Genomic DNA, 15886 nt, shown 5'->3' with positions numbered 1-15886 from the left:
GCTTCCTCTGTGTTGTCCCGGCGGCTCCGCAGGGCCAGAGAGGCCCCGGAGCCCCCCGCCGGCGCTTCAGCGGATGATGCCACGGGGGCTGTCGACCACTGCGACTCGAATAAGTTCAATCAGTTCGCGGAACTGCGGCTCTTCGGCCTCCAGAGCCTGCAGCTTCACGTTCGCCTCCGCAACCGTGAGGTTTTCCCGGTAAATGATGCGGTAGCAGTGCTTGAGGGCGGAGAGCTGGTCGGTCGTAAAGCCGCGCCGGCGCAACCCGATCGAATTGAGCCCGTGAGGCTCGGCCGGATAGCCCGAGCAGATGACGAAAGGAGGCACATCGCGCACCACCATGGAGCCGCCGCCCACCATCGCGTGCTCGCCGATGTGCACAAACTGGTGCACGCCCGCCTGTCCGCCTATGATCGCGAAGTCCTTCACATGCACGTGACCCGCAAGTCCCACGTTATTCGCAAGAATGACGTCATTGCCTACGCGGCAGTCATGGGCGACATGCACGTTCGCCATGTACAGGCCCCGGGAGCCGACGCGCGTGATGCCCTCGTCCTGAACGGTGCCGATCGACATCGTGCAGTTCTCTCGGATCACATTGTCATCGCCCACCACGAGGCTCGTGTCCTCGCCCGCGTATTTCTTGTCCTGCGGCAGGCAACCGATGCAGGCTCCCGCGAAGATCTTGTTGTTGCGGCCTATCGTGGTCCGGTTGAGCACCGAAACATGGCTCATCAGAACCGTGCCTGAAGCGATTTTCACATGGGGTCCGACCACGCAGAAGGGACCGATCTCCACACCTTCGTCAATCTCGGCGGCCGGATCGACCACCGACATCGGATGGATTTTTGCCATGAGCACCTCTTAATCTTGATTTCATGCGGACGGCGCGGGAAAAGCCTCTTCCTCAAAGGCCGTTTTCCGCGGGAAGGAAGCGTCCGCGCCGTGTGAACCCCTGGCGGGCCTTACTCGTGGATTTTGCGCCGGGCGCACATGAGCGTCGCCTTGCACACCGAATTGCCGTCGACCGAGGCTTCGCATTCGAACCAGCCGATGCCCAGCCGGTCCTTCAGATAGCGTCCCTTCATCACGAGCCTGTCGCCGGGCAGCACCACGCGCTTGAAGCGGGCCTTGTCGATGCCGGCGAAATAATAAAGCGAGTCTTTGTCCTTGCGGGCCTCTTCGCCCAGCCTCATCATGGCGAGGATGCCGCAGGTCTGCGCCAACGCCTCGATAATGAGCACCCCCGGCATCACCGGGGCCCCGGGAAAGTGCCCTGTGAACTGCGGTTCGTTCGCGGTCACGTTCTTGTAGGCCGTAATCGTCGTGAGGTCCTCGCTCACCTCCTCTACACGGTCAACAAGCAGGAAAGGGAATCTGTGGGGAAGCAGATCCATGATCTCGTAGATCTTTATCATTTTTTCATCGGATCCCCGGGGGAAATAGGCCCTCTCTTCGGGGTTGTCCGCTCCATAAAGCCCGGAGAAAACCCGGGCGCGGGTTAACGATCCTGCCCGGACTTGAGCTGCGCAACGTCCCGGGCAAGCGTCTTGAGGGACTGGCGCATCTGCGGCAGGCGGCGAATCATGACCGCCGTGCGCTCCCAGTCCTTGTGAGGCTGCGACGGGAAAATCCCCGTCATCACCTCGGGTTTTTCGCCCCAACTCATCACGGGGGTGGCGGGCCCGACCATCGAGCCCGCGGGAATGGAAATGTGGCCGTTGATCATCGCCGCGCCGCCCAGCACGCAGTGGTCCCCCACCGTCGTGGAGCCGGCGATGCCCACGCAGCCGCAGATCACGCAGTGCCGCCCGATGCGGCAGTTGTGCCCGATCTGCACCTGATTGTCGATCTTCGTGCCGTCGCCGATCACGGTGTCGTCAAGCGCTCCGCGGTCTATCGTCGTGTTGGCCCCGATCTCGACGTCGCAGCCGACCGTGACTGCGCCCACCTGCGGGATTTTCACCCATTCCCCGCCAAAAGGCGCAAAGCCGAAGCCGTCGCCTCCGATCGCACAGCCCATGTTGAGGATGGTTCGCGCTCCGATGCGGCAGCGGCTGCCCACGAGGGAGCGCGGATAAAGCCTCGCCGACTCGCCAATCTCGGCATTTTCGCCCACATAGGCCCCGGCTCCGATCCAGGCCCTCGGACCGATCCTCGCACCGGCCTCCACCACCGCGCCGGCGTCGATCCTTGCACTCGGATCCACCTGGGCCGAAGGAGCCACAAAGGCGCCCGGGCGGATGCCGGCCTCAGGCGGCGGCAGGATTTCTCCCTCCATGGCCTGGGAGGCCCAGGCAAACCAAGCGTAAGGGTTGGCGGTAAGCACGAGGGGCCGCGCCGCAAAAGCTTCGCCGCCCGCCCTCGCTTCTTCCTCGCGGAGCACGAGCACGCCCGCCTTCGACGCGGCCGCAGGCTTCATCGTCTTCGGGCCGGCCACGAAGGCGATGTGGCGCGGCTGCGCCTCCTCGAGCGGAGCAAAGCCCTCGACCTCGCACGACCCGGCCCCCGCCTTCGCTTCCGAAGCGAGGCGGCCGCCCGACAGGCGGCTCACCTCCTCGATCAGGCGGGACACCGAAAACGACTGGCCAGCTTCTTTCATGGGCACCTCTTCAAATCAAACGGCTGCGTTCATTCACGGAGAAAGCCTGGCCCGGGCGCTTGCCGGATCAGGCTTTCCGCAGGACCTCCGAAGCCCGGAAGGGCTTCCGGCCCTCACTTCATGGCTTTGAGAACCTTGTCGGTAATATCGGCCCGGGGGCTCGCATAGACGGCGTCCTGGAAGATCAGGTCGTAGTTTTCGCGGCGCGCGAGGTCCTGGATCACCTGGTTGGCGCGGGCGATCACGATCTGGATCTCCTCGTTTTCGCGCTGGCCGCGTTCCTCGCGGAACTCGCGCTGGGCCCGGCTGAGCGCGCGCTCAGCCTCTGCGAGGTCGCGCTGCTCGTTAATGCGCTGGCTCTGAGTGAGCGTCGGACCGTTTTTCTGAAAATCCTGGGCCTTGGCCTTAAAGTCCGCTGACATCTTGTCGATCTCAGCCTTGCGGCGGGCGAACTCCTTCTGGAGCTTGTCCGCGGCGGCCTTGGCCGGAGCCGATTCGTGCAGGACGCGGTCGAGGCTCACTACGCCGATCTTCTGCGCCGTCTCTGCGGCGAAGGCCGGCGCCGAACCCGCCAATGCGATGGCCGCGCAGGCAGCAGCCGCGAGAACAGCCGTAGAAACTAACTTTCTTGTCATTTTGTCAAAACCTTCTAAACGAAAGCCTCCGGCAGGCTCCGCGCCCGCCGCAGGAAACAGCCCGATTCTACGCCCTTTCGACCCTTAGAAACCGGTACCGATCTGGAACTGGAAGCGCTGCACGTCGTCGCCCTTCTTGTCGTTGAGCGGGAAGGCGATCGAGAACTTGAGCGGCCCGAGCGGAGAGATCCAGGCCACGCCCACGCCCACGGAGTAGCGAAGGTCGGAGAGGCTGACATTGCTCGTGTCGGTGCCCTCATAGCGATTGGAGCCGCCCTTGCCCCAGACCCAACCGCCATCGAAGAAGCCGAAGGCGCGCAGCGTGCGGTCGGCGCCCGGCAGCGGCACGTAGAGCTCGGCCGAGAAGTTGAACATCTTCTGGCCGCCCAGGTTGTCGCCGTTGCTGTCGCGCGGCCCAAGTGACGAGCTGTCAAAGCCTCGCACCGAACCGATGCCGCCCGCGTAGAAGTTCTTGAAGAACGGGTACTCCTTGTCGCCGTAGGAGTCGGCGTAGCCGATCTCCGTATTGAAGGCGGCCGTCACGTACTTCGCCACCGGCCAGTACTGCTGGAACTGGTAGCTCGCCTTGTAGTAGCGCAGGTCGAGCACCGGCAGCGTCACCTCGCCGCTCAAGCGCTGGTAGCGGCCCTTGTTAGGCGCAAGCGCGTTGTCGCGCGAGTCCCTCGACCAGCCGAAGGTGAGCGCCGCCGACTTCGGATCCTTGCCGAAATTGTCGACGTAGTCCCAGTAGCGCCGCGGCGAGGAGTCGCCGATCGGTTCGCCGTTGGCGTCCCGGGAGCCTCGCAGCGTCACCTTGGTCTGCTCGACCTTCGCGCCGAGGTAGATGCGGTCCAGCTCGGTCACCGGCACGCCATAGCTCAGACTCGCGCCGAGCGTTTCGTACATGACGTTGGAGACGTCGAGCTCATCGAGGTCCACCCGCCTGTCGTAGATGTCGATCGTGCGGGAGACGCCCTCTGGGGTGACGTACGGCTGGGTGAGAGAAAGCGCGTAAGTGCGGGTGGAATCCGAATTGCTCACCTCGACGCTCGCGGAATTGCCCGTGCCGAAAATATTCGTCTGCGAAATGCCAGCCGACAAGATGATGCCGTCGGAGGAGGACAGGCCCGCGCCAAGCGTGATGTTGCCGGTCGGGCGCTCCTTCACGTGGACGTTCAGGTCAACCTCGTCGCGGGTGCCCGCGACCTGAGCGGGCTCCACCGTCACGTCATCGAAGAAGCCGAGCCTGTTGATGCGGTCCTTCGAAATCTTCACCTTGTCGGAGTCGAACCAGGAGGCTTCGTACTGGCGCACCTCGCGGCGAACCACCTCGTCGCGCGTGCGGGTGTTGCCCGTGATGATCACATTCCTCACGTAGGCGCGGCGGCCTGGGTCAATGGTGTAGATCACGTCCACCGTGCCCTTCTGCCGATCGGTCACAGGATTGGGCGTCGCCTTGGCGAAGGCGTAGCCGAGGGTCGAGAACTTCTCCTTCAGGCTTTCGCCCACGGCGTTCACGGTTTCGGCACTGTAGGTGCTGCCGATCTTCACCGGCTTGAGAAGCCCCTGCAGCTCCTTGTCGAGCCCGAGCTCCTCGCCCTCGATCTTAACCGAGGCGACTTTGTAGGGCTTGCCTTCCTCGATGTTGATCGTGATGAACACGTCCTCCTTGTTCGGAGCGATCGTCACCTGCACGGAGTCGAGCCTGTAGTCGAGATAGCCCCGGTTCAGGTACCAGGAGCGGATCGCCTCAAGGTCTCCTGCGAGCTTCTCGCGCGAGTACTGGTCGCGCTTCGTGTACCAGGAGAACCAGTTGGGGGTGCCCAGCTGCATCACATCGCGCAGATCATCTTCGTCAGCAGCGTGCAGGCCCGTGAAGCGGATCTGCTTGATGGAGGAGGAAGAGCCTTCGTCGACTGAAATCGTCACCCGCACGCGATTCCGCTCAAGAGGCGTCACGTTGGTCGAAACCTCAACCCCGTAGAAGCCCTTGGCGAGGTACTGGCGGCGCAGCTCCTGCGTCGCCTTGTCAAGCGTGGCCGAGTTGAATATGCGTCCCTCGGCAAGCCCTGCTCCCTTCAGAGACTTCTCCACCTCGTCCTTGTCGAAGGCCTTGATGCCGTTGGTCTGGATCGTGGCCACCGCGGGACGCTCAGTCAGGTTCACGACGATGACGTCGCCGTCCTGGGTCAGGTTCACATCGCGGAACAGCCCGGACTGGTAGAGCGAGCGGATCGCCTGCGCGCCTTTTTCAGGCGTGTAGTCATCGCCCACGCGGAAGGGCAGGTGAGAGAACACCGTGCCCGGTTCGGTTCTGGAAATACCCTCGACCCGGATGTCCTTGATCTTGAACTGCTGGGCAAAAACAGAAAGCGATAGGGCCGCGATGACGCCAGCCGCCGCAGCCTTAATGGTAAAAGTCTTCAATGTCATGAGTTAATTCCGCAGAATGAATCGCAGTTCCCCAGAAAAGGCTCTTTCGGATCCGCGAACCAGTGCCGGGCATTGGAAGAAGTCAAAAAGTTGTTTTATTTTAACCGCCCATCAGCCTGGTGAGGTCATTGGTGAGCGCGATCAGCGTAAGAAGCAGAATGAGGACGAGCCCGATGCGCTGGGCAGCTCCTATGACGCGCTCGGAAGGCCTGCGCCGGATCACCAGCTCGACCGCATAAATGGCAAGGTACCCTCCGTCCAGGACCGGGACCGGCAGAAGATTGAGGATGCCTAGGCTCACCGACATAACCGCAAGGAAAGTGAGATAAGGCAGCAGCCCCACCTGCATCGCCTGCCCCGCGTAGTCCGCAATGGCCACAGGGCCGGAGAGGTTCTTCACCGAAGCCTGCCCGATCAGCATCCTGCCCATCACCTGCATGGAGAGCACCGTCGTATCCCAGAGCTTGGAGACTCCCGTTGTAAAGGCCTCCAGAGGCCCGAGCTGCACCCTCACCACGTCGGGCAGGCCGCTGATCCTCACACCGATGCGGCCGACCTTCTGCCCGGTCTTCGAGTCCGTCGCTTCCGGCACCTCGAGGCGGATCGTCTGCTCGGCGCCCGCCCGCTCGATCCTGATGTCAGCCTGCCGGCCGCCCAGGGCGGAGACCGCCTTCATGAAGTCGAGGGCGCCGCCCATGGGCTCGCCGTTCACCGCGAGGATGCGGTCCTTCGCGGCAAAACCCGCGCTTTGAGCGGCCGACCCGGGCAGCACCTCCACCACGGTCAGCGGCCCCTGCCAGGGCAGCAGCCCCACCTTCTCCATGGGCCGGGACTTGGCCGGATCCTGCTCAAAGCCGATGGAGCTGAGATCGATGGGGTAGCGCGTAGCGTTCTCGCCCTTTTCATCGCCGCTGTCCCTCACCGTAATCGTCGAAGGCCCGCCCGAGGCGCGCAGCACCTTCATCTGCAGGTCTTCGAAGCTGTGCACTTCAAGTCCCCCGACTTCGGTCACGTACTGTCCGCCCCGGAGTCCGGCCGCAGCGGCAGGCGTGCCCTCTGCGGGCTGGGCGATTCGCGACGACAACTCATAGGTTCCCGCCATACCGATGCCCCAGAAGATCAGCACGGCAAGCACAAGGTTCATGAAGGGGCCCGCGAAAACGATCAGGGCGCGCTGCCAGAGCCGCTTGCGGTTGAAGTCTTCCTGCGGATGCTGCTCCGACTGCTCGCGCATCGAAGGATCTCGGCTGTCGAGCATCTTCACGTAGCCGCCCAGAGGCAGCAGCGACAGGGCGTACTCCGTGCCGCTCCTCCGGCCGGTGAGCTTGAACAGGACGGGCCCGAAGCCCACGGAAAAGCGCAGCACACGCACGCCGCAGAGCCGCGCAGCGGCGAAATGCCCGCCTTCGTGAACGACGACGAGAAGCTCGAGCGCCACGGAAAAGGCAACAAGAGTAATGAGCAGGCTCACGAGTGCATTTCCTCCGGGAAGGGGCTCCATCTGCCTATCGCAGGGATGAGTCGATCAGGCCGCGGGCAGCCTCGCGGGCCCTGCGGTCGTCCTCAAGGATCTCCTCGGGTGAATCCGGAGAACCGAAATGCACCTGGTCGAGGGTCCTGCGGCAGACCTCCGCAATGGACAGAAAGGGGATCCTGCCGCCGAGAAAAGCTTCCACGGCCACCTCATTGGCGGCGTTGAGCACGATGGGAGCGCCGCCGCCCTCGCTGAGGGCTTCGTAGGCCATGGCAAGCAGCGGGAAACGCTGCGTGTCCGGAGCCTCGAAGGTCAGCGGCTTCAGGTGCAGGAAATCGAGCGGCTGAGCTCCCGATTCAATTCTTTGCGGCCAGGCGAGTGCCACCGCGACCGGGGTTCTCATGTCCGGAACCCCGAGTTCGGCCATCACCGCCCCGTCGCAGTAAGCCACGGCCGAATGAATGACGCTTTCCGGGTGCACCACGACGCGGATGCGCTCGGCGGGGATGTCGAAAAGCCACCGGGCCTCGATCACCTCCAGGCCCTTGTTCATAAGCGTGGCGGAATCCACCGTGATTTTCCGCCCCATCTTCCAGCGCGGATGCGTGCTCGCCTCCTCAATCGTGACGCCCGAGAGGTCGCGGCGGGTCCGGAAGGGCCCGCCCGAGCATGTGAGCCAGATCACGGCCGAGGCACGCTGCCCCGGCGTAGCCGCCGCGAGGCACTGGAAAATGGCAGAGTGCTCGGAGTCCACCGGGAAAACGGACGCGCCATGGCGCCTGATTTCGGACTGCAGAAGCGCTCCTCCGCACACGACGCTTTCCTTGTTCGCGAGAAGCATTCTTCTGCCCGCACGCGCCGCGGCAAAAGCCTGGGGCAGGCCCGCCGCGCCGCTTGCCGCAAGAACCACGGCATCTGCGCCCCGGTCGCCGGCGATCGAGCAGAGCGCCTCAGGGCCGGCCAAAGCCTCGGTGGCAAGTCCCCTCGCCCGCAGCTCCGCGGCCAGCGCATCCTTCAGGGCCGGGTCGGCCACGGCGGCGGCCTCGGCGCCGCAGGCGGCCGCAGCCTCAGCCAGCTCCCGAACGCGGCTGCCCGAGGCTATCGCGCGCACGCGCCACTCGCCGCGGTGCCGCGAAAGCACGTCCAGCGCAGAGCGGCCGATGGATCCCGTCGCTCCGAGAATATTCACGGTCTTAGTCATAGTGGTGTGATTGTAATGGTGTTCCTCCGACCCGTGTGGGAAAACCCTGCCCCCGCGGCCCGCCCCGTCCCCGGGATGCGCCTTCAAAAGGCCCGCTTGAAATTAATCGAAAGCCCTTTCTCGCTCCGGCTCTCGCTTGAAACACCGAGATCCGCCCCCGCCTCCAGACTCCATGTGCCGCGCTGCAGCTCGATGCCCAGCGACCCAATGCCGGTGACCGAGTTTCCCGCCTCCTCGCCCGAGGCCCCCGAGCCCTCGGGAACGCTCGTCACCGCCCCGAGAACGCTCTTGAAGCGATACCGCGTTTTCGCATCGACCTGCCTCGTGTGGACGAGCCCCACGCCGAGAGGAATCTGCCGGGCGCTCTTCTGGCCCGAGTCTGCGGATCCCTCTCCCCCCAACGCATTGAAAAGCCCCGCATCGGACTGCTGCGTGAGAACAGCCCTGTAGCCAATGAACGGAACCACCTGCGTCTGGCCGGAAATCTGCATCGGGGCCTCCGCGCGCATCTCGGCCGAATAAATGTTCTGCCTCGGATCAGCCGTAAAGCCGGCAAGCGACAGCGACGCGGGAAGCACCCGGGAAGTGCCGTCGATGCTTGAGTAGCCCGTACCGGTGAAGTGGTAGCCGTTGTCGCGGGTGATGCCGCCAAAGCCGTAGAAGCCCACCAGACTCAGGGGGCCGAGCCCCGCGAGCTGCAGCCCACCGTCGGATTCCCTCACAATCGAGGAGTTCTTCTCGCGCAGAGTCACCGCGATGCCCGGCGTCTCGGCTGGAGCCGGGGCGGGCTCGTCCTGCAGGAAGCCCGCCCGACTCCGGGTATAGAGCAGAGACTCGCCCGGAGCGGCGCTTCGGGCGGCTGCGGCCGGAGGAAGCAGCGAGAAATGCAGAGACTCATCCCTTCGAGCCTGAAGATCTGAAAGCCTCAGGGAGGCGCCGGGCCTGCCCTTTGCCGCGGCTGCGGACAGCAGGAAGGCCTCGACGGGATCCTCGGACGGATCGGCCAGGGCGGCCGGCACGGCCGCCAGCGCAGCGCACAGAACGGCAAGGGTGCCTGCGCCGTCCACAAATTTCCAGCGCCGGAGCGAGGGAACGCTTGCGAGAGCAGAGCTTGTCATAATCCGAATCTGAGGCCTTAAAATCTTTGTCTATCATACATAACAACCGAAACGGGCTGCCGAGATGTCTGCTCCTCGGACGCGGCCGCCGCTCTTTTAATGGGACTAGAGCCATGGCAAAAAACGTCGTCATCATGGGCGCCACATCTGGCATCGGAGAAGAACTCGCCCGCCGTTTCGCGGCCCTGGGCTGCGACCTTGCGATCGCCGGCAGACGCGAGGACCGGCTGCGGCAGATCTCGGAAAAGCTCCAGGCCGAAACCGGCGCTAAAGTCATTTGGGAGAAGATCGACGTCCGCTCAGACGAGGCGCCCCTCGGGCTGTCGCATCTCGTCAGAGAGCTGGGGGGCGTTGACCTCTACATCCACGCCTCAGGCGTGGGCTCCGAAAATCCCGACCTCACCCCGGAAATTGAACTGAACACCTTAGCCACGAACGCCGACGGCTTCGTGCGCTGCATCGATGCGGTCTTCACCATCATGAGAAGCCAGCCCTACGGGGCTCAGATCGCCGCGATCTCCTCGGTCGCCTCCACCCGCGGACTGGGCATCGCGCCGGCCTACTCGGCTACCAAGGCCTTGCAGAAAAACTACCTGGAAGCCCTGCGGCAGCGCTCCGCGGCCCGGGGGCTGGACATCTACGTCACCGACATCCGGCCAGGTTTCATTGACACGCCTCTGATCGCCGGGCACCGCTATCCTCTTACGATGCCGTTGCCTTACGCGGCCGACCGAATCGTCAAGGCGATCCTGGCCAAAAAGCGCGTCGCCTGGATCGATTGGCGCTACATGCTCCTCTCCTGGGCCTGGGCGGCGCTGCCAGGAGTGCTCTGGGAAAACCTCCCAATCGGCTTTTATCCGTTTCTCACGCCTTCCGGCGGCAAGGCTCCCGGACGCTCCGGACGTTTCTCCTTCGGCGCTCGGAGGCGGGGCCGGGCCGCACAGCCGGACGATTCCGGGGCTGCCGCCGCAAAGCCCGGGTCCGCGCAGCAGCCGGAGCACGGCAACGGGCCGGCCGGCCAGGGGACAGCCTCCGGCTCTGAAGCCTCTAAATAAAACACGGCCGAAAGGACCGCTTTGGGTTTTTAAGCACTCCGATTTGGAAAGGACACTTTATCCATGCGTTTCACAGAGGCGGTTAAAAACTGCGCCTACTATAAGTACGCCCGATTCAAGGGCCGCTCGAGCCGCTCCGAGTTCTGGTGGTTTTTTCTTGCGTATTTTGCCTGCAACGCCCTGCTGATCGTCTTCGCAGCTCTCGTTCCATCGCTGGGCAGCGCCGCAATCGGCGGCTTCGCCCTGGTTTCGATCTGCCCTTACGCCGCAGCCCTCGTACGGAGGCTTCATGATGTCGGGCTGTCAGGCCGGTGGGTCGCTGCCGTCTTCCTGCTGAGCCTCGCGACCTCAGCCCTGGCGGTTTACGAGCAGTACGCCTGGCTGCGGTGGATTTCGACGGCAGCCTTCCTGATTCTCTTCGTGGCCGCGATGCTTCCCGGCAGCAGGCAGAGCAACACCTACGGTCCCCGGCCTCTGTCCTGAGGAAGGGGCTGCGGACCGCCTGACGGGCCCGGCAGGCCCCGTGCTCTTTCCTTTCACCGCCTCCAGGCTTTTCCTGGATAAAAACAGCCGCTGGCTCCCTTCAGGGGGGAATCAGCGGCTTTCGCAGTGCGCCGCAAGAGGAAAGCGGACGCCGGGGCGTCCGCCTCCCGCATGCGGAGGGAGGCACGCTCTGAAAATCAGAGGATGCGGCGGATCCAGCCTTCCGGAGCCTCGATTTCGCAGGACTGGATCTTGAGCAACGTCTCACGGATCTTGCCGGAGATCTCGCCGATCTTGTCCATGCCGGAGGGCAGGTAAATGTCGCCCTCGTCGCTGTGGATGCGGCCCACAGGCGCCAGAACGGCGGCCGTGCCGCAAAGGGCGCACTCCTTCATGTCCTTCACTTCGGAGAACTTCACCTTGCGCTCGATCACCTTGAGCCCGAGGTAATGCTCGCCCACATACACGAGCGAGCGGCGGGTGACGGACGGCAGGATGGAGTCGCTCTTCGGGACGATGAGATTGTTGTCCTGATCGACAAAGAGGATGTTCGCACCGCCCGTCTCCTCGACGTAAGTGCGGGTCGCAGGATCGAGATACATGTTCTCGGCAAAACCCGCGCGGTGAGCTTCCATGGTCGGATACAGGCTCATGGCGTAGTTGAGCCCGGCCTTGATGTGGCCGGTGCCGCGCGGGGCGGCGCGGTCGTACTTGGAGACCTGAAGGCTGATCGGCTTCACGCCGCCCTTGAAGTAGGACCCCACCGGCATGCAGAACAGACGGAAGAGGAATTCGTGAGCGGGAGCCACGCCGATCTGCGGGCCCGAGCCGATCATCAGAGGACGGATGTAGAGGGTTGCGCCGGTGCCGAACGGAGGCACCCAGGCCGCATTGGCCTTCACGGTGGCGTCGAGGGCTTCAAGGAAAGTCTCGACAGGCAGCACAGGCATCTCAAGGCGGCGGCAGGAGTCCTGCATGCGCTTCGCGTTCTGATCAGGACGGAAGGTCACGATGTGGCCGTCGCGGGTCGTATAAGCCTTGAGTCCCTCAAAGCAGGACTGAGAGTAATGGAAAACGCAGGCCGCTTCCGACAGCGTAATCGTGCTGTCCGTGGTCAGGCCGCCCTTTTCCCACGCCCCGTCGTGCCAGCGGGTCTCCCAGCGATAATCCGTAGGAGTGTAGCCGAAGCCGAGGCTGCTCCAGTCTATGTTTTTCTTTTCCATCTTCATACCTTTAAACCAAAAACTCAGGATTTAATAAAAAATCCTGCAATCCATTTTTTGTGCCTAAACCGGTCCGCCGGGGCCGGAGTCCGTTCCTGATCGGAAACGCATCTGCAGCTTGTGGCCCGCAGAGTTCTCCCCGCCGCCCGGCGGGCGCCGGGTCTCAGGAAGGGCGGCTGGCGTCTCGATTAGCCGTCAGCAGATTCTGTTAATCCTACTCCTATAGGAGTGCCTCTGTTAAGTGCTTCTTCACAAACGTCACAGAAACCCGTCCCTCATGGCTTCGCGAAGGCGGCCGGTTCAGACTTCAAGCGGTGAGCAGCAGGATCAGCACCGCCGCAGGCATCACAGGGATGCAGGCGTCGAGCCGGTCGAAGTATCCGCCATGCCCCGGAAGGAGATTGCTTGAGTCTTTGATGCCCGCCTGACGCTTGGCGGCGGATTCGAGGAGATCGCCGGCCATCGAGAAGAAGGTGAGAAAGACGATGATGAAGAAAGCCGCAACGAACCCGACCCGCCTGAAGATGAGAACCTGAAAGACATCGGAGCGGCCGGCAAACACTGCGGCAAGAGCAGCCGCCACAGCAATCCCGAACAGGTAGGCGCCCGCGGCCCCCTCCCAGGTCTTCTTCGGGGAAATGGCGGGCGCCATACGGTGCCGGCCAAAAGCCCGTCCGCAGAAATAGGCGGCTATGTCCGCCGTCCAGACGATCACGAGCACGGAAAGGACGAGCTGCCAGGAGCCCGACTCAAACAGCCGCATGAGGCTGCACCAGGCCAGAGGCAGCATGGTGAACGCAAAGACGGCCTGCAGAGGAACGGGCAGACGGTAGCCGCTGACGCGGTGCCGGAAGAGCCCCGCGGCAATCACGAGCCAGACCAGACTGTCGAGCGCAGTGAACGCGAGCAGCGCCCCGTCGGGAATCCGCAGCCCCGCCAGCCAGGAGACGTAAAGAGTCGCGCCAATGACCGCCGCCAAAGGAAGCGCCGCGCGCACATGAAGCATCCGCAGCCACTCCCAAAGAGCCGCGGAAACGCAGAATGTCATGACGGCGCAGAAGGCGAGCGGGGAAATGAGGATGGAGGCCACCAGCACGGCAAGCATGACGGTGGCGGTAAGCACGCGTTGTTTCAGCATATGGATCCAGTGCGGTCTTCCGTCACCGCACGCCTCAGCAATAAAAGAGAGAAATTAAAAGCCGCGGCCGGAGGGAAGAGCTCCGCTCGCCACCTGCTCACTGGTCAGACCGAAGCGCCTTTCGCGCCCCGCATACCAGCGCAGCGCGGCGAGGAAACTCTTCTCGGTGAAGTCGGGCCAGAGCTCGGGAGTGAAATAAAGCTCGGCATAAGCCGACTGCCAGAGCAGGAAATTGGACAGCCTCGACTCGCCCCCCGTGCGGATGAGCAGATCGACGTCGCCCGCCCAGTCGAGCGCGAGATGCCGGCCGATGGACTCCTCATCGATCATCTCCGGGTGAGAGGCCGCAAGCGGCTCTTCCCAAAGAAGACGGCGCACGGCCTGGGCGATGTCCCATCGGCCGCCGTAATTCGCGCAGATGGTGAGAGTCATGCCGCGGCAGCCGCTCGTTGCCTGTTCGGTTTCAGCGATAAGGTCTCGAAGCTCCGGATTGAAAACCGAGGTGTCACCCGCCACGCGGAGCCTGATGTCGTACTTGAGCAGCCGCGGCTGCTGAACGCGCAGAACCTGCACGAAAAGAGACATCAGGGCGCTCACCTCATCGGCCGGGCGCTTCCAGTTCTCGCTGCTGAAGGCAAAGAGCGTGAGCGAGCGGATCCCGGCCCGCCGCGCGGCCTCCGTGCAGGCGTTCACCGCGCGCACGCCGCGGCGATGCCCTTCCACGCGCGGCAGGCGGCGCTGCTTCGCCCATCGTCCGTTGCCGTCCATAATGACAGCAACGTGCCCGGGCAGGCTTTGTTCGGAGATCTTGGAAAAATTCATGAAGGGAAAACCGCCTTCCAGGCCGGTCAGACGGTCATGACCTCCTTTTCCTTCTCCTCTGTGGCCGTGTCGACCAGATCGATGTACTTGTCGGTCAGCTTCTGAATGTCGTTATCAGAGCCGCGCGCCTCGTCCTCCGAAATCTCCTTGTCCTTGAGCATCTTCTTGACCGCCTCGTTCGCATCGCGGCGGACGTTACGAACGGCGATCTTCCCCTCCTCAGCGATGCGGCGGACCACCTTCGTGATCTCGCGGCGGCGCTCCTCGGTGAGCGGCGGCAGCGGAATGCGGATCATCGTGCCGGTCGTAGCAGGGTTGAGCCCCAGGTCGCTTTCCAAGATGGCCTTTTCAATGGCCTTGACCAGGCTGCGGTCGAACGGCTGGACCGTCAGAGTGCGTGCGTCGGCCACATTCACCGTGGCGCACTGGTTCAGGGGCGTGCGCACTCCGTAGTAATCCACTGAAATAGAGTCAAGCAGCCCGGTGGAGGCGCGGCCGGTGCGGATCTTGCGGAATTCCTCGCGGATGCCCTCGACGCTGCGCTGCATCTTGTGTTCCGCCTGGGTGCGGATTTCCTGAATGGTTGCCATTTGAAACTCTTTCCTTTGTGACAGTTAAAACAGGGTACGGTTCAAAGATGAACCAGCGTGCCTTCCTCATGGCCCGTGCAAACGCGCAACAGAGCATCAGGACGGCCGATATTGAAGACTCGAATGGGCAGACCGTTGGTACGGCACAGGGCGAAAGCCGTCCCGTCCATCACCTTGAGGTCGCGCTTCATCGCCTCATCGAACGTGATGTCGGAGAAGCGGGTTGCCGTCGGATCCTTCATCGGATCGGCGGTATAGATCCCGTCGACCTTCGTCGCCTTGAGCACCACCTCGGCACCCATTTCGGCGCCGCGCAGGGCCGCCGTGGTGTCGGTGGTAAAGAACGGGTTGCCGGTGCCGGCGGCGAAAATCACGACGCGCCCCTGGTCGAGATAACGCAGAGCCTTGCCGCGGATGTAGGGCTGCACCACCTGCTCAAGGTGAAGGGCCGACTGAATGCGCACCGGTATGCCCGCCTTGGTGAAGGCATCCTGCAGAGCCATGGCGTTCATCACGGTGGCGAGCATTCCCATGTAGTCTCCGGTCGCCCGATCCATGCCGCTTGCACCGAGAGCGACGCCGCGGAAGATGTTGCCGCCTCCCACCACGATGCCGACCTGGACGCCAATGTCCAGAATCTTCTTGATTTCAGAGACCATGTAGTGCAGCGTATCCCGGTTGATGCCGAACTGGTCGTGCCCCATCAGAGCCTCACCGGAGAGCTTGAGCAGGACTCGCTTGTAGATCGGCTGAGGTTTCTTTTTTGTCTCTTTCATTTGAACGATTCTCCAGTTGCCGCGGCGGCAGGCGGTGAATTAGCTATTAACGCTTATTTCGAGCCAAAAGGCATGATACTGCAAAGCCGCTCCCGTGCGCCATGAAGATGCGCGTGAACTGGTATGGATTTCTTGGACAGATGTAAGACGGAATTATTTTAGGCATCCGGCTTTTCAATTTCTCGAAAAAATTTCTGTCGTAATCAGCAGCATTCAAGACACCGTTTCCTGTTTCTCCTTCTGGCGCTGCTGCCGGTACTCTGACGGGGGGATGTTGCCGATCACTGAGCAAGGCCGGCGGTTGTTGTAAAAATCGATATAGAAGGCAATGCTGTC

General features: G+C 63.0%; 16 protein-coding genes. 2 read left to right on the top strand and 14 right to left on the bottom strand.

What is annotated here, in order from left to right:
* Window positions 1-66: 66 nt before the first annotated feature.
* The 8 genes from lpxA to MAF45_RS05545 form a co-directional block, all read right to left on the bottom strand.
* The gene (lpxA, locus tag MAF45_RS05580; protein ID WP_237978571.1) at window positions 67-855 is read right to left on the bottom strand and encodes an acyl-ACP--UDP-N-acetylglucosamine O-acyltransferase; all 789 of its coding nucleotides are present in this window, start codon (window positions 853-855) and stop codon (window positions 67-69) included.
* 110 nt (window positions 856-965) lie between these two features.
* Entirely contained in the window at window positions 966-1418 is a 453-nt protein-coding gene (gene fabZ / locus MAF45_RS05575) for a 3-hydroxyacyl-ACP dehydratase FabZ (protein ID WP_237978570.1), read from the bottom strand.
* Window positions 1419-1501: 83 nt separating this feature from the next.
* A complete protein-coding gene (lpxD, locus tag MAF45_RS05570; RefSeq protein ID WP_237978569.1) occupies window positions 1502-2602 on the bottom strand; it encodes a UDP-3-O-(3-hydroxymyristoyl)glucosamine N-acyltransferase in 1101 nt (366 codons plus the stop codon).
* Window positions 2603-2715: 113 nt separating this feature from the next.
* Window positions 2716-3237, bottom strand: a complete 522-nt coding sequence (locus MAF45_RS05565; protein WP_237978568.1) for an OmpH/Skp family outer membrane protein — start codon at window positions 3235-3237, stop codon at window positions 2716-2718.
* A gap of 84 nt (window positions 3238-3321) precedes the next feature.
* Window positions 3322-5670 (bottom strand): outer membrane protein assembly factor BamA, encoded by a 2349-nt coding sequence (bamA, locus tag MAF45_RS05560; protein ID WP_237978567.1) that lies wholly within the window; start codon window positions 5668-5670, stop codon window positions 3322-3324.
* 100 nt (window positions 5671-5770) lie between these two features.
* Window positions 5771-7141 carry an RIP metalloprotease RseP gene (gene rseP, locus MAF45_RS05555; RefSeq protein WP_237978566.1) on the bottom strand — a complete coding sequence of 457 codons (1371 nt, stop codon included), beginning with the start codon at window positions 7139-7141 and terminating at the stop codon, window positions 5771-5773.
* 34 nt (window positions 7142-7175) lie between these two features.
* Window positions 7176-8345 carry a 1-deoxy-D-xylulose-5-phosphate reductoisomerase gene (gene dxr / locus MAF45_RS05550; protein WP_237978565.1) on the bottom strand — a complete coding sequence of 390 codons (1170 nt, stop codon included), beginning with the start codon at window positions 8343-8345 and terminating at the stop codon, window positions 7176-7178.
* 83 nt (window positions 8346-8428) lie between these two features.
* Entirely contained in the window at window positions 8429-9463 is a 1035-nt protein-coding gene (locus tag MAF45_RS05545; protein ID WP_237978564.1) for a hypothetical protein, read from the bottom strand.
* 113 nt (window positions 9464-9576) lie between these two features.
* Here MAF45_RS05545 and MAF45_RS05540 point away from each other — a divergent pair, with 113 nt between their 5' ends.
* Window positions 9577-10518 carry an SDR family NAD(P)-dependent oxidoreductase gene (locus MAF45_RS05540; RefSeq protein WP_237978563.1) on the top strand — a complete coding sequence of 314 codons (942 nt, stop codon included), beginning with the start codon at window positions 9577-9579 and terminating at the stop codon, window positions 10516-10518.
* A 63-nt stretch (window positions 10519-10581) separates the two neighbouring features.
* Entirely contained in the window at window positions 10582-11001 is a 420-nt protein-coding gene (locus tag MAF45_RS05535; protein WP_237978562.1) for a DUF805 domain-containing protein, read from the top strand.
* Window positions 11002-11198: 197 nt separating this feature from the next.
* Here MAF45_RS05535 and MAF45_RS05530 read toward each other — a convergent pair whose 3' ends face one another.
* The 6 genes from MAF45_RS05530 to MAF45_RS11535 all read right to left on the bottom strand — a co-directional run bounded on the left by MAF45_RS05530 (window position 11199) and on the right by MAF45_RS11535 (window position 15868).
* Window positions 11199-12224 carry a branched-chain amino acid aminotransferase gene (locus MAF45_RS05530; protein ID WP_237978561.1) on the bottom strand — a complete coding sequence of 342 codons (1026 nt, stop codon included), beginning with the start codon at window positions 12222-12224 and terminating at the stop codon, window positions 11199-11201.
* Window positions 12225-12531: 307 nt separating this feature from the next.
* Window positions 12532-13362 (bottom strand): phosphatidate cytidylyltransferase, encoded by an 831-nt coding sequence (locus MAF45_RS05525; RefSeq protein ID WP_237978560.1) that lies wholly within the window; start codon window positions 13360-13362, stop codon window positions 12532-12534.
* Window positions 13363-13416: 54 nt separating this feature from the next.
* Window positions 13417-14184: a polyprenyl diphosphate synthase gene (gene uppS / locus MAF45_RS05520; protein WP_237978559.1), complete on the bottom strand. Its 768-nt coding sequence runs from the start codon at window positions 14182-14184 to the stop codon at window positions 13417-13419.
* Between the two features lie 26 nt (window positions 14185-14210).
* A complete protein-coding gene (frr, locus tag MAF45_RS05515) occupies window positions 14211-14774 on the bottom strand; it encodes a ribosome recycling factor (protein ID WP_237978558.1) in 564 nt (187 codons plus the stop codon).
* A gap of 41 nt (window positions 14775-14815) precedes the next feature.
* Window positions 14816-15550: a UMP kinase gene (pyrH, locus tag MAF45_RS05510; RefSeq protein WP_237978557.1), complete on the bottom strand. Its 735-nt coding sequence runs from the start codon at window positions 15548-15550 to the stop codon at window positions 14816-14818.
* A 213-nt stretch (window positions 15551-15763) separates the two neighbouring features.
* Entirely contained in the window at window positions 15764-15868 is a 105-nt protein-coding gene (locus tag MAF45_RS11535) for a hypothetical protein (protein ID WP_502568792.1), read from the bottom strand.
* Window positions 15869-15886 lie beyond the last annotated feature (18 nt).

Source organism: Mesosutterella porci, from assembly GCF_022134585.1.
Classification (GTDB): Bacteria; Pseudomonadota; Gammaproteobacteria; order Burkholderiales; family Burkholderiaceae_F; genus Mesosutterella; species Mesosutterella porci.
This window is presented reverse-complemented; position numbering and strand designations above follow the sequence as displayed.